At 59.9% G+C, this 21,133-nt stretch carries 20 protein-coding genes; 9 read left to right on the top strand and 11 right to left on the bottom strand.

Annotated elements, in window-relative coordinates:
* Positions 1-37 precede the first annotated feature (37 nt).
* Positions 38-559, bottom strand: coding sequence for a ferredoxin-type protein NapF (locus WBR25_RS19900; RefSeq protein WP_005339657.1), 522 nt, complete (start codon positions 557-559; stop codon positions 38-40).
* A 140-nt stretch (positions 560-699) separates the two neighbouring features.
* Here WBR25_RS19900 and WBR25_RS19895 point away from each other — a divergent pair, with 140 nt between their 5' ends.
* Together WBR25_RS19895 and rmuC are read left to right on the top strand one after the other, a co-directional pair.
* On the top strand, positions 700-915 hold the full coding sequence (locus WBR25_RS19895) for a hypothetical protein (protein ID WP_005339659.1): 216 nt from the start codon (positions 700-702) through the stop codon (positions 913-915).
* Positions 912-2,252 (top strand): DNA recombination protein RmuC, encoded by a 1,341-nt coding sequence (gene rmuC, locus WBR25_RS19890; RefSeq protein WP_429026680.1) that lies wholly within the window; start codon positions 912-914, stop codon positions 2,250-2,252. Before WBR25_RS19895 ends, rmuC begins: the two co-directional genes overlap by 4 nt.
* Before the next feature lie 151 nt (positions 2,253-2,403).
* Here rmuC and add read toward each other — a convergent pair whose 3' ends face one another.
* The 5 genes from add to glnA all read right to left on the bottom strand — a co-directional run bounded on the left by add (position 2,404) and on the right by glnA (position 8,220).
* Positions 2,404-3,405, bottom strand: coding sequence for an adenosine deaminase (gene add, locus WBR25_RS19885; protein ID WP_479749029.1), 1,002 nt, complete (start codon positions 3,403-3,405; stop codon positions 2,404-2,406).
* 141 nt (positions 3,406-3,546) lie between these two features.
* Positions 3,547-4,965 (bottom strand): nitrogen regulation protein NR(I), encoded by a 1,419-nt coding sequence (gene glnG, locus WBR25_RS19880; RefSeq protein ID WP_021231490.1) that lies wholly within the window; start codon positions 4,963-4,965, stop codon positions 3,547-3,549.
* Between the two features lie 9 nt (positions 4,966-4,974).
* Entirely contained in the window at positions 4,975-6,030 is a 1,056-nt protein-coding gene (gene glnL / locus WBR25_RS19875; RefSeq protein WP_456519656.1) for a nitrogen regulation protein NR(II), read from the bottom strand.
* 86 nt (positions 6,031-6,116) lie between these two features.
* On the bottom strand, positions 6,117-6,695 hold the full coding sequence (locus tag WBR25_RS19870) for a DUF4124 domain-containing protein (RefSeq protein ID WP_005339670.1): 579 nt from the start codon (positions 6,693-6,695) through the stop codon (positions 6,117-6,119).
* A 115-nt stretch (positions 6,696-6,810) separates the two neighbouring features.
* Positions 6,811-8,220 (bottom strand): glutamate--ammonia ligase, encoded by a 1,410-nt coding sequence (gene glnA, locus WBR25_RS19865; RefSeq protein ID WP_005339672.1) that lies wholly within the window; start codon positions 8,218-8,220, stop codon positions 6,811-6,813.
* Positions 8,221-8,571: 351 nt separating this feature from the next.
* On the opposite strand from glnA, the gene typA reads away from it, so the two are divergent.
* A complete protein-coding gene (gene typA, locus WBR25_RS19860) occupies positions 8,572-10,383 on the top strand; it encodes a translational GTPase TypA (protein ID WP_201947321.1) in 1,812 nt (603 codons plus the stop codon).
* 241 nt (positions 10,384-10,624) lie between these two features.
* On the opposite strand, the gene WBR25_RS19855 is transcribed toward typA, so the two are convergent.
* The 5 genes from WBR25_RS19855 to def form a co-directional block, all read right to left on the bottom strand.
* A complete protein-coding gene (locus tag WBR25_RS19855; RefSeq protein WP_005341967.1) occupies positions 10,625-12,067 on the bottom strand; it encodes a TrkH family potassium uptake protein in 1,443 nt (480 codons plus the stop codon).
* A gap of 96 nt (positions 12,068-12,163) precedes the next feature.
* Positions 12,164-13,540, bottom strand: coding sequence for a Trk system potassium transporter TrkA (gene trkA / locus WBR25_RS19850; protein WP_005339689.1), 1,377 nt, complete (start codon positions 13,538-13,540; stop codon positions 12,164-12,166).
* 79 nt (positions 13,541-13,619) lie between these two features.
* On the bottom strand, positions 13,620-14,912 hold the full coding sequence (rsmB, locus tag WBR25_RS19845) for a 16S rRNA (cytosine(967)-C(5))-methyltransferase RsmB (RefSeq protein ID WP_479749025.1): 1,293 nt from the start codon (positions 14,910-14,912) through the stop codon (positions 13,620-13,622).
* Positions 14,913-14,972: 60 nt separating this feature from the next.
* Complete coding sequence (gene fmt / locus WBR25_RS19840) at positions 14,973-15,917, bottom strand: methionyl-tRNA formyltransferase (RefSeq protein ID WP_279463994.1); 945 nt, start codon at positions 15,915-15,917, stop codon at positions 14,973-14,975.
* Between the two features lie 12 nt (positions 15,918-15,929).
* Positions 15,930-16,442, bottom strand: a complete 513-nt coding sequence (gene def, locus WBR25_RS19835; RefSeq protein ID WP_005357510.1) for a peptide deformylase — start codon at positions 16,440-16,442, stop codon at positions 15,930-15,932.
* A gap of 108 nt (positions 16,443-16,550) precedes the next feature.
* Between def and WBR25_RS19830 the strand changes: the two genes are divergently transcribed.
* The 6 genes from WBR25_RS19830 to tsaC all read left to right on the top strand — a co-directional run bounded on the left by WBR25_RS19830 (position 16,551) and on the right by tsaC (position 21,111).
* Positions 16,551-17,642 carry a LysM peptidoglycan-binding domain-containing protein gene (locus WBR25_RS19830; protein WP_479749023.1) on the top strand — a complete coding sequence of 364 codons (1,092 nt, stop codon included), beginning with the start codon at positions 16,551-16,553 and terminating at the stop codon, positions 17,640-17,642.
* A 1-nt stretch (position 17,643) separates the two neighbouring features.
* Positions 17,644-18,759, top strand: a complete 1,116-nt coding sequence (gene dprA, locus WBR25_RS19825) for a DNA-processing protein DprA (RefSeq protein ID WP_429066584.1) — start codon at positions 17,644-17,646, stop codon at positions 18,757-18,759.
* Positions 18,752-19,225, top strand: a complete 474-nt coding sequence (locus tag WBR25_RS19820) for a DUF494 family protein (protein WP_005339699.1) — start codon at positions 18,752-18,754, stop codon at positions 19,223-19,225. The genes dprA and WBR25_RS19820 overlap by 8 nt, the downstream gene beginning before the upstream one ends.
* Positions 19,226-19,280: 55 nt before the next feature.
* Complete coding sequence (locus tag WBR25_RS19815; RefSeq protein ID WP_005339702.1) at positions 19,281-19,838, top strand: DNA topoisomerase family protein; 558 nt, start codon at positions 19,281-19,283, stop codon at positions 19,836-19,838.
* A 74-nt stretch (positions 19,839-19,912) separates the two neighbouring features.
* Positions 19,913-20,416, top strand: a complete 504-nt coding sequence (purE, locus tag WBR25_RS19810; RefSeq protein ID WP_005339704.1) for a 5-(carboxyamino)imidazole ribonucleotide mutase — start codon at positions 19,913-19,915, stop codon at positions 20,414-20,416.
* Between the two features lie 134 nt (positions 20,417-20,550).
* Positions 20,551-21,111 (top strand): L-threonylcarbamoyladenylate synthase type 1 TsaC, encoded by a 561-nt coding sequence (gene tsaC / locus WBR25_RS19805; protein WP_005356244.1) that lies wholly within the window; start codon positions 20,551-20,553, stop codon positions 21,109-21,111.
* Positions 21,112-21,133 lie beyond the last annotated feature (22 nt).

The following is a 21,133-nucleotide window of genomic DNA, read 5'->3' as shown; positions in this document are numbered from 1 at the left end:
CCTGATGGCCCCTTTTGCTTTTGTACGCAGATGGTTTTTAACGACTGCCTGGCTGGCGGATCAGGGTGATGGCGCCGTGCAGGCAGGCGAGGCCGCAGGCACCGCAGCCATTGCAGGCATCCATATTGACGTTGATGCCGTCGGCGGTGGCCTTGATCGCCTGTTGTGGGCAGGCATCTTCACAGAGCAGGCAGTAGAAGCCCTGCCGTGCCTGACAGCTCTCTTCAATCTGGACCCGGGTCTGCACCTGTCGACCCAGTTGCAGATCGAGGGCGCCGGTGGGACAGGCTCTGGCGCAGCTGCCGCAGTAGCTGCACTGGCCGCAGGCAAGATCGAGCACCGGCGTACCGGCGATGGGGCTCCCCTCGTACTCCTCCTGGGTGGCCGGTTTGAGCAGACCGCGCGGGCAGGCCTTGAAACACTCGCCACAGCGGGTGCAGAGGGAGAGGTACTGGGACTCCTCGATGGCCCACGGCGGGCGCGCTTCATGGCAAACCACGGCGGGCTTGCGGGAAGCTTGCCAACCTTGTGTCAGCCAACGGAGGAAATAGTGAGTCATGCTCGCCCCTGATACCTATTAGGGGTTAATTTTATCGAAGTTTCGGCAAGCAGGCCAGAGAATAGCGGCCGTCAGGATCGCAAGCACAGTTGCCCTTGTGTAAGCTAGGCGGGTCTTTTTACGTGGTTGAATGAAATCATATGTGGCTATTTCTCTGGCGTGCGTCCCTGCTCTATGTCTTTCCCCTGCTGATGTGGGCCTACTGCCGCATCAAGGATATCGAGTTCGCCGAGCTCGATACCGGCGTCAACACCCACAAGTGGGTGGTGCTGGCCGCCTACCTTATCTACGTGGTGCTCTGGATCCTGGTTAACCGCTATCTCGAACTCTTCCTGCGTCAGCGGAGCCGCAAATGATCGACCCCGGGCTCTGGGGGATCTTGCTGCCCACCGCCGTGCTGGCCCTCGGGCTTGGCTGGCTGATCGGGCGACGGGCCGCCACGGCGCAGGCTCAGGAGCTGATGCTGGCGCAGGAGCGTTATCAGGCGCTGCAGGATCGCTTCGACGAGTTGCAGGATGAGCGGATGCAGGGCCAGCAGAAGCTTGATCAGCAGCAGACACTGCTGATCAAGCTCACCGCCCGCCTCAAGGATGCGGAAGCGACCCTGCGCAGCGAACGATTGGCCGCCGCCGAGAAGCTGCAACTGCAGCAGGAGGCGGAGCAGCGCCTCAGTCAGCAGTTCGAGAACCTCGCCAACCGGATCTTCGAGCAAAACTCCGGCAACTTCCGCGAATTGAACCAGAACAGCCTCGATCTGCTGCTCACACCGCTCAAAGAGCAGCTGGAGGGCTTTCGTCGTCAGGTAGGCGAGACTCATGCTCAGGAGACGGCCCAGCGCCACAGCCTCAAGTTCGAGCTGGAACGTCTCGCCGAGCTCAACGCCCGCATGACCGAAGAGGCGGCGGCGCTGACCCGCGCCCTCAAGGGTGACAGCAAGCAGCAGGGCAATTGGGGGGAAGTGGTGTTGGCGCGGATCCTCAGCGAATGCGGCCTGCGCGAGGGCCACGAGTACCACACCCAGGTCAATATCGAGGTGGAGAAGGGCAAGCGCTACCAGCCCGACGTGATTGTCCACCTGCCGCAGGAGAAGGACATCATCATCGACGCCAAGGTGTCGCTGACCGCCTACGAGCGCTGGTACAACGCCGAGGACGAGCTGGAGAAGGCGGTGGCGCTCAAGGAGCACGTCGCCTCGGTGCGCAACCATATCCGCGAGCTGGGTCGCAAGGATTACCAGCAGCTGCCCGGAGTGCGCACCCTCGACTATGTGCTGATGTTCGTGGCGGTGGAGCCCGCCTTCCTCACCGCGATGGAGGCCGATCCCTCGCTGGTGCGTTACGGTCTCGACAACAACATCCTGTTGGTGAGCCCCACCAACCTGATGGTAGCGCTGCGCACCATCGAGAACCTGTGGCGCTACGAGCGGCAGAACCAGAATGCCCGCCAGATTGCCGAGCGGGCCGGTCGCCTCTACGAAAAGCTGCGGCTGTTTGTCGAGGAGATGCAGCAGATGGGCGGCAGCTTGCACAAGGCGCAGGAGAGCTACGACAAGGCGATGGGGCGGCTGGTCAACGGCCGTGGCAACCTGATTGCCCAGGTCGAGCGTTTCCGCGAGCTGGGGGTGGAGGTGACCAAGACCCTGCCCGAGCCGCTGGTGGAGCGGGCGCTGGATCGTGACAAGGAGCGGGAGTAGTTTCTACCTGCGCCGACATCAGCAAAAGACCCAAACACTGTTTGGGTCTTTTGCTATCTGCCAGCTGGCCCAGTGCTTACTCATCATCAGAAATCCGCAAAGCAAACGGCCCACCGAAGTGGGCCGTTTCTATTTGCAGTGCCGGTGTGGATCAGCGGCTGGCGGCGCGGGCGCTCAGCTCGGCTTTCTCGCTATCGCTCAGGAAGGCCAGGGTCAGGCCGTTCTGCTGGGCGGTGCGGATCTCGCTCGCCGTCATGCCAGCGGCCGGAGCGGCCACCTCATATTCGTGGGGCAGGTCGATCCCTTCCACTGCCGGATCGTCGGTGTTGAGGCAGGCCAGCACACCGGCGGCAAGGAACTGGCGGATCGGGTGCTCGGTCAGGCTCGCCACTGTGGTGGTCTGGACGTTGGAGGTGAGACAGGATTCGATGCCGATGCGGTGTTCGGCCAGATAGGTCATCAGGGCCGGATCCTGAATCGCTTTGACGCCGTGGCCGATGCGCTCGGCGCCCAGCTCGCGAATGGCCTGCCACATGCTCTCGGGGCCAGCGGCTTCACCGGCGTGTACGGTGACGCGCATGCCTGCATCACGCACCTTGCGGAAGTGGTCGACAAAGAGTTCGCCCGGGAAGCCCAGCTCGTCACCGGCCAGATCGATGGCGACCAGCTTGTCGCGGTGAGCCAGACAGGCGGCCAGCTCCTGATTGCACTGCTCGGTGCCGAAGGTGCGGCTCATGATGCCGATCAGGTTGGTCTTGATACCGAAATCGCGGCTGCCCGCGGCCACGCCGTCGATGATGGCTTCCACCACGCCCTGCGGGTGCAGCTTGTGGGCCATTGCCATATAGGCCGGGCTGAAGCGCAGCTCGGCATAGTCGATACCGGCGCGCAGCAGATCTTCCACGTTCTCGTAGGCGACCCGGCGGCAGGCCTCATAGTCAGCCAGCACGGCCACGCCCCAATCCAGCTTCTTCAAAAAGGCAACCAGACTCGGCTCGTTCTCGACGATCTGCACGTGGGGACGCAGCACTTCCAGCTCGAAGGCGGGCAGCTGGATATTGTGTTGGCGACCCAGCTCGAGGATGGTTTGCGGGCGGATGTTGCCGTCCAGATGGCGGTGCAGGTCGGTCAGGGGGAGAGATCTGTCAATCATGGGGGCGCCCTCGTCGAGTCAGGTTTGAAAGCCTGCCATTCTAGGCGGGGCTTTCAAAAAAGATACCCCGTTTATGGTTAAACGGGGTTATGGCGGACGGTGATTTGTCAGGGCGTGATGGAAATCGTTTTTCCCCGGGACTCAGGAGAGATCGAGTTCCTTCAGCTTGCGAGTGAGTGTGTTGCGGCCCCAACCGAGCAGGCGCGCCGCCTCCTGCTTGTGGCCGTGGGTGTGTTCCAGCGCCGTCTCCAGCATGATCCGCTCGAACTGGGGCATGGCATCGGCCAGGATGTCTGTCTCTCCCAGCGCCAGCTTGCTGGCCACCCACTCCTGCAACTGTTGCTGCCAGCAACCGGGCAACGCCGGTTGACCCGGTTCGGCGTTGTGGGTGATGGGGGTGAGCAGCTCGGCAGGCAGATCGCCCACCAGAACCTCCTGCCCCGAGGCCATCACGGTAAGCCAGCGGCAGACGTTCTCCAGCTGGCGCACGTTGCCCGGCCAGGGCAGTCGGCTGATATAGGCCTGGGTATCCGGGTGCAGGCTCTTGGCCTCGACATTCAGCTCTTTGGCTGCGCGCAGCAGGAAGTGACGGGCCAGCTGGGGGATATCCTCACGGCGCTCCTTGAGGGCGGGGATGTGGATGCGGATGACGTTGAGACGGTGGAACAGGTCTTCCCGAAACTCGCCATCGGCGACCCGTTTCTCCAGATTCTGGTGGGTGGCTGCGATGATCCGTACATCCACCTGCACCGGCTGGTGGCCGCCGACCCGGTAGAACTGGCCATCGGCCAAGACCCGCAGCAGTCGGGTCTGCACATCCAGCGGCATATCGCCGATCTCGTCGAGAAACAGGGTGCCGCCGTCGGCCTGTTCGAAGCGGCCGTGGCGGATGTTGTTGGCGCCGGTGAAGGCCCCCTTCTCGTGACCGAACAGCTCAGATTCGATGAGATCTTTGGGGATGGCTGCCATGTTGAGGGCGATGAAGTTTTTGTGGGCGCGCGGGCTGTGCTTGTGCAGGGCGTGGGCGACCAGCTCCTTGCCGGTACCGCTCTGACCGTTGATCAGCACCGAGATGCTGGAGCGTGACAGGCGGCCGATGGCGCGGAACACCTCCTGCATCGCCGGTGCTTCACCGATGATCTCGGGAGTGGCGGTGGTCTCTTGCTGACGAGACTTGCGCTTGGTGCGCTGCTCCTTGAGGTGATTCTCGGCGCGGCGCACCAGGGTAACCGCTTCGTCGATGTCGAACGGCTTGGGCAGGTACTCGAAGGCGCCGCGCTGGTAGGCGTTGACCGCGCTGTCGAGGTCCGAGTGGGCGGTCATGATGATGATGGGCAGATCGGCCTGACGGCGATGGATCTGCTCCAGCAGGCTCAAACCATCGATGCCGGGCATCCGGATATCGGAGAGGATGACATCGGGCGAGCGCAGCTCAAGGGCGTGCAGCAGGGCTTCGCCATCGGCAAAGCTCTCGCAGTTGAAGCCTTCGCTGCCGAGAGTGCGCTCCAGCACCCAGCGGATAGAACTGTCGTCATCGACGATCCACACTTTGGCGGTCATGGGGTTCCCTTACTTGCGAAGCGGTAGAAAAATGGTGAATTCGGTGTGACCCGGCCAGCTGATGCAGTCAATCCGCCCCTTGTGCTGGTCGATCAGGTTCTGGGCGATGGAGAGGCCGAGCCCGGTTCCCCCCTCTTTGCCGGTGATCATCGGGTAGAACAGGGTGTCGCGAATGGCATCGGGAATGCCGGGGCCGTTGTCGATGATCTTGATCTCCGCTGCCAGCCGGTAACGCTGACCGTGGATGGTGATCTGGAATGCAGTACGGGTTTTGATACGAATAAGCCCGGTCTGATCGCCCAGTGCTTCGGCCGCGTTGCGCACTATGTTGAGAAACGCCTGCTGCAGCTGATCCGGCTCCATCTCGAATTCGGGGATGCTGGGATCGTAATCTCGTTCGATGCGAACAAAGGGAGGGAGTTCGAGCTCCACCAGTCGGCGTACCTGTTCCAGCACCGAATGGACATTGTGCATCTGGTGACGGCCGGGGCGCTGGGGGCCGAGCAGCCGATCGACCAGTACCCGCAGCCGATCGGCCTGTTCGATGATGATGCCGGTATATTCGCGCAGCGCCGGATCCGGCAGCTCTTTTTGCAGCAGCTGGGCTGCGCCGCGCAGGCCGCCGAGGGGATTCTTGATTTCGTGGGCCAGCCCGCGCACCAGCTCCTTGGCCGCCAGCTGCTGGGCATGTTGCTGCTGCTCCTGGCTGATCTTCTTCTGCTGGTCGATCTTGCGCAGCTCCACCACCAGCAGACGCTGTTCGTGGTCGGCCATCGGGGTGGCGCTCAGCTCCACCAGTCGCGGTTCTCCCTCTACCACCAGAGTCACTTCGCTATCGGTAAAGCCTTGCCCTGACGCGAGGCACTGCTTGAGCCGCTGCAAATCGAGGGAGATATGTTCCAGCAGATGGGGCAGTTCGATGCCGATCAGCCTGCGTTCACTGAGGGAGAGCAGCTGTTCAGCCGCCGGGTTGACGAATTGGATGCAGAGCCGCTCATCCATCAGGATCACGGCGGTCAGCAAATTATCCAAGAGTGTTTTGGCGTTGTCCGAGCGGGTTGGCACAGGTTTCTCCCTAAAACGGTGCTACACACCTGTTATGCACCGATATGGTGCATAGAGTTTACCCGCATCGGTGCGCTATATCACCCCTAGTCGGCTTTGGGGGTGGGTTTGGGAGCCGGCGTCACGCTCGCTCTATGCAGGTAAAAGGTGACTGCACTGGATTTAGCAAGGATCGTACCGTCTTTAGCGAGCAGCTCGAGCTGAGCCTCGTGGGCGCCGCGATCGACGTTTTCGACGCGGACAGAGAGGCTGTTGCTGACGATGGGGGCGGCTTTGCCATCCAGGGTCAGGCGCACATCATACTGGGTCGGAGGTTTGGGGCTGATGGTGCCCTGAAAGACGATGTTGCCTGTGTTGTCGCGCAGGGTGCTGCCCTGTTCCGGGGAGAGCAGTTCGATGGTCAGCTTGGCCGCCTCTTTCTCTTTCTTGGCATCGGCGCCGGTCAGGCTGTTGAAGTTATCCACCTGCACCGATCTGGGCGCGCTGCTGCCCAGCAGCGGGGCGACCCGCAGATCGACCTCTTTGGCGTTTTTGCCGGGTGGTGGCGCATCCGAGTAGTGGGTGATGCCATTGCCATCGACCCAGGAGTAGACCTTGGCCGCATCCGTACCGAACGAGGTCAGCAACAGGAGGCTGAGCACCCCTATGCCATGCTTGTTGTTCATCCATCTCTCCTTGACGGTATTTTGCTTAATCCTATCAGAGAAAAAACCCGCCAGATGGCGGGTTTTGTCACGATTAAGCAAGCTGACCTGATTTAAACGGCCAGTCTGCTGAGACTTAGACGGAGTAGTACAGTTCGAACTCCAGCGGGTGCGGGGTCATGCGCACACGGTCAACATCCTGCTGTTTCAGTTCCAGATAGGAGTTGATGAAGTCATCGCTGAACACGCCGCCACGGGTCAGGAACTCGCGGTCAGCATCCAGAGCGGCCAAGGCTTCGTCCAGAGAACCGGCAACGGTCGGCACTTCTGCGGCTTCTTCCGGCGGCAGGTCGTACAAGTTCTTGTCCATGGCATCGCCCGGATGGATCTTGTTGATGATACCGTCCAGACCGGCCATCAGCTGGGCTGCGAAGGCCAGGTACGGGTTGGCAGCCGGATCCGGGAAGCGCACTTCGATACGACGGGCTTTCGGGCTCGGTACCACCGGGATACGGATGGAGGCAGAGCGGTTGCGGGCAGAGTAGGCCAGCATGACCGGTGCTTCATAACCCGGAACCAGACGCTTGTAGGAGTTGGTGGTCGGGTTGGCGAAGGCGTTGATGGCCTTGGCGTGCTTGATGATACCGCCGATGTAGTGCAGCGCCATCTCGGACAGACCGCCATACAGGTCGCCAGCGAACAGGTTGACGCCGTTCTTGGCCAGAGACTGGTGGCAGTGCATGCCGGAGCCGTTGTCACCGAACATGGGTTTCGGCATGAAGGTCACGGTCTTGTTGTAGGCGTGGGCCACATTGTGGATCACGTACTTCAGTACCTGTACTTCGTCAGCTTTCAGCGTAAGAGTGTTGAAGCGGGTAGCGATCTCGTTCTGACCGGCAGTGGCCACTTCGTGGTGGTGAGCTTCAACGACCTGGCCCATCTCTTCCAGCACCAGACACATGGCGGCGCGGATATCCTGGGAAGAGTCGACCGGTGCAACCGGGAAGTAACCGCCTTTCACGAACGGACGGTGACCCTTGTTGCCATGCTCATAGGCAGTGCCGGAGTTCCATGCGGCTTCTTCAGATTCGATTTTCACGAAGCTGTGGCCCATGGTGTTGGAGAAAGTAATGTTGTCGAACATGAAGAATTCCGGCTCCGGCCCGAACAGCACGGTGTCAGCGATGCCGCTGGACTTCAGGAAATCTTCTGCACGCTTGGCGATGGAGCGCGGATCGCGGTCGTAGCCCTGCATGGTGGCAGGCTCCAGCACGTCACAAACGATGTTCAGAGTGGTCTCTTCGGTGAACGGGTCCAGCTTGGCGGAGGCTGCGTCCGGCATCAGTACCATGTCGGATTCGTTGATGCCCTTCCAGCCGCCGATGGAGGAACCATCGAACATCTTGCCGTCTTCGAAGAAATCTTCATCAACCTGGTGAGCAGGGATGGATACATGCTGCTCTTTACCCTTGGTGTCGGTAAAGCGCAGATCAACAAACTTGACTTCGTGTTCCTGGATCAGGGCCAAAACGTTCTGGGCTGACATGCTAAGTAACCTCCGGTGTTAAAACTCTCTGGGTGAATGCGTCGTCGTATTCACATAAGCCAGTATCGTGCCAAGTTTGTGACAGCTTGATTTCAGGGCAATCTCGCAGAAGAGGCTCCCCAAAATCAGGCGATCTCGACTCGCGTTGCATCAATTTAGTGCGATGGTGGATCGTTTTGGTGCACTGTAATGGTGCGCGAAATACGGTCACCGCCCATCTAAGCAGGGTTTGTCAGAGAGGTCTATGATCCAGATCTGTTGTTATGCGCGAATGTACTGCAATTCTGCTAGGCAGATCACAAAGGCAAGAGTACAATTAGCGCCCAATTTTACCCGGTGATTGAGGCGAGAATGTTAGAGAATTTACGCAATATTGCGATTATTGCGCACGTTGACCACGGCAAAACGACTCTGGTTGATAAGCTGCTGCAGCAGTCCGGCACCCTGGACCGCTCCACGGAAGGCCAGGAACGGATCATGGACTCCAATGATCTGGAACGGGAACGTGGCATCACCATTCTCGCCAAGAACACTGCGATCCGCTGGAATGACTACCGCATCAACATCGTTGATACCCCGGGTCACGCCGACTTCGGTGGTGAAGTAGAGCGCGTACTGTCCATGGTTGACTCCGTGCTGCTGCTGGTTGACGCCGTAGACGGCCCGATGCCGCAAACCCGTTTCGTGACCCAGAAAGCGTTCGCTCAGGGTCTGAAGCCGATCGTGGTCATCAACAAGGTTGACCGTCCGGGTGCTCGTCCTGACTGGGTAATGGATCAGGTATTCGACCTGTTCGACAACCTGGGCGCGACTGACGAACAGCTGGATTTCAAAGTTGTTTACGCCTCTGCACTGAACGGTTGGGCCACCATGGATCAGGACGTCGAGTCCGAGAACATGGAGCCGCTGTTCCAGGCCATCGTCGACAACGTGGAAGCCCCGAAAGCTGACACCGAAGGCGCGTTCCAGATGCAGATCTCCCAGCTGGACTACAACTCCTACGTGGGCGTTATCGGTATCGGCCGTATCACTCGTGGTCGCGTCAAGACCAACCAGCAAGTCACCATCGTTGGTGCTGACGGCAAGACCCGTAACGGTAAAGTCGGTCAGGTGCTGGGTTACCTGGGTCTGTCCCGTACTGAAGTTACCGACGCGCAAGCGGGTGACATCATCGCTATCACCGGTCTGGGCGAGCTGAAAATCTCCGACACCATCTGTGACAACGGTGCCGTTGAAGCCCTGCCGCCGCTCTCCGTTGACGAGCCGACCGTGAACATGACCTTCCAGGTCAACACCTCACCGTTCGCCGGTAAAGAGGGCAAGTTCGTGACCTCCCGTAACATTCTGGAGCGTCTGAACCAGGAGCTGGTCCACAACGTGGCCCTGCGCGTGGAAGAGACTGATGATCCGGACAAGTTCCGTGTATCCGGTCGTGGTGAACTGCACCTCTCCATCCTGATCGAAAACATGCGTCGCGAAGGTTACGAACTGGCTGTGTCCCGTCCGGAAGTAATCCTGCGTACCGTTGATGGCGTTCTGCAAGAACCGTTCGAAACTGTAACTGTGGACGTTGAAGAAGCGCACCAGGGTTCCGTGATGGAGCAACTGGGTCTGCGTAAAGGCGAAATGACCAACATGACCCCGGATGGCAAGGGTCGTGTCCGTCTGGACTTCATGATCCCGAGCCGTGGCCTGATCGGCTTCCAGACCGAGTTCATGACCATGACCTCAGGTACCGGTCTGCTGTACCACACCTTCGACCACTACGGTCCGCACAAGGGTGGCAGCATCGGTGAGCGTCAGAACGGCGTGCTGATCTCCAACGCTACCGGTAAGGCACTGACTTACGCCCTGTTCGGTCTGCAAGACCGCGGTCGTCTGTTCATCGGTCACGCGACCGAAGTGTACGAAGGCCAGGTGATCGGTATTCACTCCCGTTCCAACGACCTGACTGTTAACTGCCTGAAAGGCAAGCAGCTGACCAACATGCGTGCCTCCGGTACCGACGAAGCTCAAGTGCTGACTCCGCCGATCCGCATGACTCTGGAACAGGCTCTCGAGTTCATCGATAACGACGAACTGGTAGAAGTGACTCCGAAGAACATCCGTATCCGCAAGAAATTGCTGACTGAGCTGGATCGCAAGCGCTCTGGCCGTGGTTAATGCCATGTGCTGAGCCTCGGCAGCCTTCGTGGCCGCTGACGGTTCACTGATAAACGGACCCAAACCTCTGGTTTGGGTCCGTTTTTTTATGTCAGTGATCCGCTCTGGCCATCCTGATGAGCTCGTTCAGGCCATCCGGTAATGGGGCTGATGAGCGGTGAGCGAAGGTCGTGGGGATGGGTGAGATAAAAAAGCCGCAGCGGGTGAACGCTGCGGCTTTTTGCTGGCTTGCAGTGAGGGATTACTGGCGCCAGAAGGAGGGGAAGAAGAGCACGGCGACCGTCAGGATCTCCAGTCGTCCCAGCAGCATGCCGAATGACAGCAGCCATTTGGCCGATTCCGGCAGGCTGGCAAAGTTGGTGCTGGGGCCGACCACCGGGCCCATGCCCGGGCCGACGTTGGCGACAGCGGTGATGGAGCTGGAGATAGCCGTCAGGGGGTCAAGCCCGATGGCGCCCAACAGTGCGGCTATCACCAGAATGATGGCGAAGTAGGCCAGCACGAATGAGATCATCGAGCGGATGATGGCGTCATTGACTGTCCGGCCGTTGTACTTCTGCGGGAACACGGCGGAGGGGTGCATCAGCTGGCGCATCTGCTTTCTGAACAGGGCAAACGCCACCTGTACCCGGAAGATCTTGAGGCCGCCCGCAGTGGAGCCGGAGCAGGCCCCAAGAGCCAGCAGCACGATGAAGACGATGCTGGCGAGCGGCCCCCAGGTGCCAAAGTCACCAAGGCCGTAGCCGGTGGTGGTGAGCACCGAGACGATGTTGAAGCAGCTGATGCGCAGGGCATCCCAGAAGCCGAACAGGTCTCTCTCCCACAGATAGAAGGTCATGATGACGGTGACCCACACCACCAGCCAGAAGAAACCTCGCACCTGGGCGTCCTTGAACAGGCTGTTGTCCCTGTGGTTGAGGCTCTGCACATAGAGCAGGAAGGGCAGGCCGCCGAGGAACATGAACAGGGTGCCAATCCAGTGTGCCGAGTTGGAGAAGTGGGACATGGATTGATCGGAGGTGGAGTAGCCGCCGGTACTGAGGGTGGTCATGGCGTGGTTGATCGCCTCGAACATGTTCATGCCGCTGGCCCAGTAGGCCATGAAGCAGAGCATGGAGAGCACCAGATAGACCACGACGATGTTGTTGGCGACCGTCTTGGCACGCGGTGCGCTTTTGTCCGACCAGTCCGAGCTCTCGGTCTGGAACAGCTTCATGCCGCCAACGTTGAGGTAGGGCAGCACGGCAACCGCCATCACGATAAAGCCGACCCCGCCCAGCCACTGCAGGATGGAACGCCACAACAGGATGCTGTGTGCCATGTTGTCGAGGCCGGAGAGCACGGTAGAGCCCGTGGTAGTCACCCCCGACATGGTCTCGAAGTAAGCGTCGGTGAAGTTGATGTGGGTGATGAAGACAAAGGGCAGGGCGCCGAAGGCGCAGGCCACCACCCAGACCGAGGTGGTGAGCAGGAACATCTCCCGCACCCCCAGATGAAACTCCGCCTTGCGACCATAGTGGAGGCAGAGCAGGGCGGCGCCGTGGGTGATCAGCACGGACTTGAGAAACTCGACAAATCCCTCTGACCCGGTGAGCAGTGCCAGCAAGGTGGGCAGCCACATGAAGAGCGCCAGCTTGGAGAGCACCAGCCCGAGGGTGAAGATAATGGGACGCAGCTTGATCATGTTCGATAACCTGGTCGTTGATTAACAAAAGACCCGGACCATCCCCTTGGGGGAGCTGAGCCGGGTCTGGTTTGACAGCCTGTGCGCATGAAGACGTTACAGGAAGAAGGGGCTTGGCTGGAACAGCCGCTCCACTTCCGGGATATACTTCTTGTCCACCAGGAACATGACCACGTGGTCATCCTGCTGGATCTTGGTGCGATCGTGGGCGATCAGTACTTCATCTCCGCGCACTACGGCACCGATAGTGGTGCCCGGCGGCAGCTTGAGCTCGCCCACCGTCTTGCCGACCACCTTGGAGGTGTTCTCGTCACCGTGGGCAATCGCCTCGATCGCCTCGGCAGCACCGCGGCGCAAGCTGTAGACGTTGGCGATATCGGCCCGGCGCACGTGGGTCAACAGGGCCGAGATGGTGGCCTGCTGCGGCGAGATGGCGATATCGATGGAGCCACCCTGCACCAGATCCACGTAGGCGCCGCGCTGGATCAGCACCATGGTCTTCTTGGCGCCCATCTTCTTGGCGAGCAGCGCCGACATGATGTTGGCCTCATCCTCGTTGGTCACGGCGATGAAGACGTCGATCTGGTCGATGTGCTCCTCGGCCAGTAGCTCCTGATCCGCCGCATCGCCGCAGAAGACGATGGTGTTCTCCAGCAGTTCGGAGAGCTGCTCCGCCCGCTTCTGATTGCGCTCGATAAGCTTGACGCTGTAGCGCTTCTCCAGTTGGCGGGCGAGACCGGCGCCGATGTTGCCGCCACCGACGATCATGATGCGGCGGTAGGGGCTCTCTAGGCGCTGCAGCTCTGACATCACGGCACGGATATGGCCCGCGGCGGCGACGAAGAAGACCTCGTCATCCGCTTCGATGATGGTGGTACCTTGCGGGCGGATCGGGCGGCCCTGACGGAAGATGGCCGCTACCCGAGTTTCGATGTTGGGCATGTGCTCGCGCAGGGTCGAGAGGGCGTTGCCCACCAGCGGGCCACCGTAGTAGGCCTTGACCGCTACCAGACCGACGCGGCCACCTGCAAAATCAACCACTTGCAGGGCGCCCGGGTATTCGATCAGGCGACGTACATAGTCGGTCACCAACTGCTCCGGCGCGATCAGGTGATCAACCGGTACCGATTCTGGCAGGAACAGGCGATCCCGCTCGGTCAGATAGGCCGGCGAGCGGATCCGCGCCACCTTGTTCGGGGTGTTGAACAGGGAGTAGGCCACCTGACAGGCGATCATGTTGGTCTCGTCACTGTTGGTGACGGCGACCAGCATGTCGGCATCCTGAGCACCCGCTTCACGCAGCACCTTTGGGTGGGCGCCGTGCCCGTTGACCACCCGCAGGTCAAACTTGTCCTGCAGTTCGCGCAGGCGTTCGCTGTCGGTATCGACGATGGTGATGTCGTTGTTCTCTCCGGCCAGGTTCTCGGCCAGAGTGCCGCCGACCTGGCCGGCTCCCAAAATGATGATTTTCATAGGGAACGTCTACTCGCGTTGAGGCAGTAAAGGGGCATTTCGCCTGCATGGCGATTGCCCCGGAAGAAGCATGTCAGCGTCACAGCTTGACCAGCTTGGCGTAGTAGAAGCCATCCATCTCGGCTTCACCCGGCAGGAACTGGCGACCCGGGCAGTCCGGAGTGTCCTGTTCGTGCAACGGTACCAATTTGGCATCTTTGGTCGCGGCAAGGAAGGCGCGGATCTGTTCGCGGTTCTCTTCCGGCAGGACGGAGCAGGTGGCGTAGAGCAGGGTGCCGCCGCTTTTCAGCTTGCCCCAGAGGGCATTGAGAATACGGCGCTGCAGCTCGGCCAGCTCGCGGATGTCCTGATCACGGCGCAACCACTTGATGTCTGGGTGGCGGCGGATGACGCCGGTGGCGGAGCAGGGGGCATCCAGCAGGATGCGGTCGAACTGGCCCTCCGGCCACCACTGTTCCGGTGCCGCGGCATCGCCGTGGATCACTTTGGCGGTCAGGCCGATGCGATCCAGGTTCTCCTGCACCCGCTTGAGGCGGTTCTCGTCGGCATCGACGGCAACCACGCCAGCCAGCTTGGGCTGACGCTCCAGCAGGTGGGCAGTCTTGCCACCGGGTGCCGCGCAGGCATCCAGTACCCACTCACCCGGTTGCGGGTCGAGCAGTGCCGCGGCCTGTTGTGCTGCGCCATCCTGTACCGAGCAGTCACCCACTTCAAAGCCGGGCAGCTTGGTCACATCGCAAGGATGCTCCAGCAGGATGCAATCCTCGCCCTCTTCACCGGCCACGGCATTGATGCCGGCTTCGGCCATGCGAGCCAGCATGGCATCGCGGCTCTGGCGCTGGCTGTTGTTGCGGATCCACATGGGAGGGCGCTGGTTGTTCGCCTCCATGATGAATTCCCACTCATCGTGATAGGCCTGACGCAGGCGCTTGGTGAGCCACTCCGGATGACCGAGGCGAATGCTGGGAACGCGGTCGATACGCAGCAGAATGACTTCGGCGCTGCGCTGGAAGTTGCGCAACACGCCGTTGATGAGGCCACGCAGGGAGGTACCCTTGAGCAGTTTGACGGCGTTGACGGTCTCGGCCACCGCGGCGTGAGCCGGAATGCGGGTGTAGATGAGCTGATAGAGACCGACCAGGATGAGGTAGTGGAAAATGCGGCTCTTGTTCTTGAGCGGCTTGTCCATCATCTCGTTGACTGCCGCATCGAGGCGGGGCAGCCAGCGCAGGGTGCCGTAGCAGAGTTCTTGCAGGAGAGCGCGATCGCGAGGTGCAACTTTCTCTTGGGCAGCAGGCAGAACAGCGGAGAGGGATTGACCCTGATCCAGCACCTGTTGAATAACGAGAGCGGCCTGTGCACGTGTTTTCATAGAGTTACCTTAGATGCGCAAGTCGGGGCCTGGGCCCCGCTTGTGTCAATTCAATCCAGTTCAATTCAATTGCGTGCCGGGTTCAAACCAGTCGCGGCGAGAGTTGAGCAGATCCGAAACGGACATCGCCTTCTTGCCGGGCGGTTGCAGGGTCAGCAGGCGCAATACCCCTTTGCCGGTGGCGATATCGATCCCCTGCTTGTCGGCCTTGAGCAGGGTGCCGGCGGGTTGGCCGTGGTCGCTGTCAATGACGGCGGCTTGCCATACCTTGACGGTCTGGTCAGCCACTTCAAACCAGCTGATGGGCCAGGGGTTGAACGAGCGGATGCAGCGTTCGATGGCAACCGCCTCCATCGACCAGTCGATGCGGGCCTCTTCCTTGGAGAGCTTCTCGGCGTAGTTGGCCAGCGCATCATCTTGCACCTCGGCAGCGGTTTCACCGACGGCCATGGCATTGATGGTGTCGACCAGAGCCTGCGGGCCCAGCTCGGCCAGCTTGTCATAGAGGCTGGCGGAGGTCTCGTCGGCGGCGATGGGGCAGGTCACTTTGCGGATCATGGCGCCGGTATCCAGCCCCACATCCATCTGCATGATGGTGACGCCAGTTTCGGCATCGCCCGCCCAGATAGAGCGCTGGATTGGTGCGGCACCGCGCCAGCGCGGCAGCAGGGAGCCATGGACGTTGATGCAGCCCAGCCGCGGGGTATCGAGCACCACTTTGGGCAGGATCAGGCCATAGGCAACCACCACCATCAGGTCGGCGCCAAGGGCGGCCAGTTCGGCTTGCGCCTCTTCCTTGCGCAGAGAGGCAGGTTGGTAAACCGGCAGGTTGTGGGCCAGTGCCAGCTCTTTGACCGGGCTGGCGGTGAGCTTCTGACCACGGCCAGCAGGCTTGTCAGGCTGGGTATAAACGGCAACGACCTCGTGGTCGGAAGACAACAACGCCGCCAGGTGACGGGCGGCGAAGTCGGGAGTACCGGCAAAAATCAGTTTCAGCTTATTCAATGGGGCAGATCCTCAGAGGACTTTGCGATCTTCACGGGCCATCTTTTCCAGCTTCTGGCGAATGCGCTGGCGCTTGAGCGGGGACAAGTAATCCACAAACAGCTTGCCGACCAGATGATCCATCTCATGCTGGATGCAGATGGCGAGCAGATCGTCGGCTTCCAGCTCGAACGGCTTGCCGTTGCGATCCAGGGCGCGGATTTTGATCTGTTCAGCGCGAGGCACCAGAGCACGGCTGCCGGGCACGGAGAGGCAACCCTCTTCAATGCCGGTGCTGCCGCACTGCTCGATGACCTCCGGATTGATCAATACCAGAGGATCTTCACGGTTTTCAGAGACATCGATCACTATGATGCGCTGGTGAATGTCGACCTGAGTCGCGGCCAGGCCAATGCCTTCCTCCGCGTACATGGTTTCGAACATATCATCTACAATCTGTTGTAACTCGGGTGTAAAGGTCTCGACAGGGGCTGCAACGGTGCGCAGGCGCTCATCGGGAAAACGCAATACATCTAGAATGGCCATAGTTTTTTCTTTAGTTTCGTATAAATGCAGTCAATATTGGCGTAATTCTAGTCATTTACGCCGACAAAAAACAGCAACACTTTGCGTACAGAAGTAACAGGGAGTGTTATGTATCTGAAGCAAACCATCCTCGCCTGCCTGCTGGTGACCGTGAGTCAGGCAGCACTGGCCGATCAGCTGAGGCTGAAAGCGGGTTACCCCGAAAGCTATGTAGTGCAAAAAGGCGACACCCTGTGGGATATCTCCGGCAAGTATCTTTCCGAACCCTGGCTCTGGCCCCGTCTCTGGAACATCAATCCGCAGATTGCCAATCCTCACTGGATCTACCCCGGTGATGTACTGCATCTGAGCTGGGTCAATGGTGAACCCCGGCTCGGCAAGGCGATGCAGGGTGGCAAGCAAGTCATCCGTCTCGGCCCGAAAACCCGTTACGAGAACAAGGCCAACCCCATTCCGACCCTGCCTATCAGCGAGATAGGCCCCTTCCTGCAAACCGACCATATTCTGGCTGACAACCAGCAGCAGAAAACCTTGCCGTATCTGCTGGGGTCAGATCAGAAACATATCGGCATGCTGGAGGGGGACACCCTCTATGTACAGGGCTCCCTGACACCGGGGCAGGTCTATGGCATTTATCACCCCGGAGTGGTCTACAAGGATCGCGAAACCGGTGAACTGCTGGGCCAGGAGGCGATCTTTGCCGGTGTGGTGCGGGCCGTTGCGCGTCTTGATGGCGATCGGACCGAGGTGATGCTGACTCATAACCAGCGCGAAGTGCTGCAGGGCGACAAGGTGATGCCGCTGCCCGCTCAGGAGAACATGTCCGCCGTCTTCACACCGAAAGCGGCACCTGCCATCACGCCGGGCTATATCATCGATTTGCCGAACAAGACCCGGGGCGGTGGCAAGTTTGATGTGGTGCTGATCAACCGGGGTGGCCGCGATCAGCTAGTCGCCGGGGATGTACTGGATGTCAGACGGCCCGGTGCTGCTCTGGTCACCAAGAATGGCGATGTACAGTACAAGGAGCTCTCGTCGGTTTTTAACCGGGTGTTTTACAGCAGCAACAAGAAGGCACCACTGCCCTCTGAAGCGATTGCCCGTGTCATGTTGTTCAAGGTGTATGACAAGCTGAGTTACGGTCTCATCATGCAGAGTAACGACATGGTGAGTACGGGCTATCAGGTCACTCACTTCTGACGTGAACTACCCCGACGCGCGTCTGGCGCTCTGGCTAACTCTCGATGCGGTCACCGGTATTGGTCCGGTGACCGCTGCACGTCTGTTGGAACGGGCTGGGGGAAGTATTGAGGCCCTGTTTCAGAGCGATGAAGCGCAACTGTATGGTATGGGGCTGTCGTCAGAGCAGGTCAGGCAACTGCGCTGGCCCTCGCCGGTGGTTGAGCAGAGCCTGGCTTGGGCCGCTTTGCCTGACAATCTCCTTATTCCGCAAGATCACCCGATTTATCCACCCTTGTTGCGGGAAATTCCCGCGGCCCCCCTGTTGCTCTACTGTCGTGGTGATCTTGCTGCGCTGTCGCTATCCCAGCTGGCAATGGTGGGGACACGCCATCCTACCTATGCAGGCAAAGATAATGCCTCCCGCCTTTGTAGCGAACTGGTTGGATGCGGGTTAGCCATCACTTCGGGCCTTGCGCTCGGTATCGATGGTGTTTGCCATCAGCAGGCGCTGGCTGGTGGCGGTATCACCCTTGCCGTGTTGGGTTCCGGGCTGGATTGCCTCTACCCCAAACGCCATCAGGGGCTGGCAGGCCAGATTCTGGAGAGCGGCGGCTTGCTTATCTCCGAGCTGGCGCCGGATAAAGGGCCGCTGGCTGAACATTTTCCTCGTCGCAACCGTATTATCAGTGGTCTGTCGTTGGGAACCCTGGTGGTGGAGGCGACCGAGCAGAGCGGTTCGCTGATCACCGCTCGCTATGCGCTTGAACAGGGGCGCGAAGTGTTTGCGGTACCCGGCGCCCCGCAAAATGCCCAGGCGATAGGGTGCAACAGATTAATTCAGCAGGGGGCCAAACTTGTGCTGAGTGCGGCCGATATAGTGGAAGAGCTGCCAGAGTGGGTCGCACGGCCACATTCGTCGGTCATACCATCTGAGCAACCGAATAATAGCGAATTGCCTTATGCCGATTTGTTGGATAACGTAGATTATGAGACCACGAGCGTGGATACCGTTGCCGAGCGGGCCCAGCTTCCTGTCGAAGTGGTATTGGGCAGGTTGGTAGAGCTGGAGCTGGCCGGTGCAGTGATGGCGGTAGCCGGTGGATACGTCAGAGCGAGGAGGGCGAATCATGTTTGATGTATTGATGTACCTTTTCGAGACCTACATCCACAGCGATGCAGATGTGATGGTCGAGCAGGATGAGCTCACCGACGAGTTGAGCCGGGCCGGTTTCGATAAAGAAGAGATCGACAAGGCGCTCGACTGGCTGGAGCGGCTGGCCAATCTGCACGATAGCGAGCGGGAGGTCTATGTTACCGCCAGCGCGCAAGGCTCGATGCGTATCTATGCTCCGCAAGAGCTGGCACGCCTCAGCACCGAGTGCCGCGGCTTCCTGCTCTTTCTGGAACAGGCCCAGGTGTTGAATGCCGAAACCCGCGAGATCTGTATCGAGCGCCTGCTCGAGCTGGACAAGCCGGATATCGAGCTGGATGACCTGAAGTGGGTCGTCATGATGGTGCTGTTCAACGTACCGGGCAGTGAAAATGCCTACCAGCAGATGGAAGAGCTGGTGTTTGATGAGTCAGACGGCGTCATTCACTGACAGTCCGGTGCCGCGCTGGTAGAATTCAGGCCATCTGGATTTCAAGGCGCGGCCCATGTCAAAAATCGATCATCACCTCTTTTCAGCCCACGAACATGCCTTCGAGCGCGAGCCGTGCCCGCAGTGCGGGGCCGAGCTGGTGATACGCCAGGGCAAACATGGCCCCTTTCTCGGCTGTTCTGCCTATCCTGCCTGTGATTACATTCGCTCCCTGACGCCATCCGGCCGCGACATCGAAAAGGTGCTCGAAGGCTCTGCCTGTCCCGATTGCGGAGAGCCGCTGGCGATCAAGAAGGGGCGTTACGGTCTGTTTGTCGGTTGTACCCAGTATCCGGCCTGTCAGCACATCGAATCCCTGCAGGAGAGCGATGATACCCAGATCCTCTGCCCCGAGTGCGGCAAGGGTCATCTGGTGAGCCGTACCTCCCGCTACGGCAAGCAGTTTTACTCCTGTGATGGCTATCCCCATTGCAAATATGTGGTGAACGACAAACCGATCCCCATGCCTTGCCCCGCGTGTGGTTGGGGCATCATGGTAGAGAAAAAAGTGAGGGGAACTCTGCGTTGGGTCTGTCCGCAAAAGAAATGCGGCCACCAAAGTGAGCAGGTATAATCCCGCCGCCGCAACCGGATTGAAACGTTTTCGGTGAACTTCAACCCCCCACTTGGAGTAAGGAAATTCCCACCATGAATAAACCCTTTGTTGCCGTATTGATGGGCTCTGATTCTGATTTCCCTGTGATGCAGACCACCCTCGAGGTGCTCAAGTCATTTGATATCGCAGTGGAAGTCAAAGTCACCTCCGCACACCGCACACCGGCTGCGACCCATCAGTATGTGACCGATGCCGAGGCCCGTGGCTGCAAGGTCTTTATCTGTGCTGCCGGTCTGGCGGCGCATCTGGCGGGTGCCGTAGCCGGCATCACGACTCGTCCTGTGATCGGGGTGCCCATCGATGGTGGCCCGCTCAAGGGGCTGGATGCGCTGCTCTCCACCGTGCAGATGCCGGGTGGTGTACCGGTAGCGACAGTGGCGATCGGCAAAGCCGGTGCCAAGAACGCAGGTTATCTGGCAGCCCAGATGCTGGCAGTAGCCGATGATGAACTGGCGGCCAAGGTTCGGGCCGAACGCCAGAAGAATGCCGAAGAGGTGATGGCCAAGGATGCCGCCCTGCAGGCTCAACTCAAGTAAGTGAACGGGTGGCGATCCTGATGTGTCGTATTTTCCTGTGCAACAGCAAAACGTCACTTTGCCATGGTCGCCGCCGTATGGATTCAATTTGCTACTAAGTGACGAGACGGCAGCCTGGCTGCCGCATTTTTCCTATGCCAAATGAATTTGAACAGGCGGTTGCCGCCCTCCAGCAGGAAGGGGTGATTGCTTATGCGACCGAGGCCGTGTTTGGTCTGGGATGTGATCCCGACTCCGAAGTGGCGGTGCAGCGACTGCTGGCCATCAAACAGCGTCCGGTGGAGAAGGGGTTGATCCTGATTGCTGCCGACGTAGAGCAATTGCAGGATTACATCGATCTGAGCCAACTTAGCGGTGAACAACTGGCTCGGGTTGAAGCCAGCTGGCCCGGCCCCTTTACCTGGATCATGCCTGCCCGTGCAACGACGCCAGCCTGGCTGACCGGGCAGTTCGAGACCCTCGCGGTACGCGTGACGGCTCATCCTCAGGTTCAGGCGTTGTGCCGTGCCTTTGGCAAGCCGCTGGTCTCTACCAGCGCCAACCTGACCGGTGAGGAGCCTGCCCGTCGGGTGGCCGATATTGGTGAGCGGCTGGCAAGCAAGTTAGCCTATATCCTGCCCGGTGAAGTGGGTGGTCAAGCCAATCCCTCCGAGATCAAGGACGCCCGAACCGGCGCCATTATTCGCCCCTCCTGAGCAGGCGGATACGTCATGATTT

The organism is Aeromonas sp. MTB, assembly GCF_056632455.1.
Note: the sequence above shows the minus strand (reverse complement) of the source record. Positions and strands in the feature narration are given on the sequence as shown.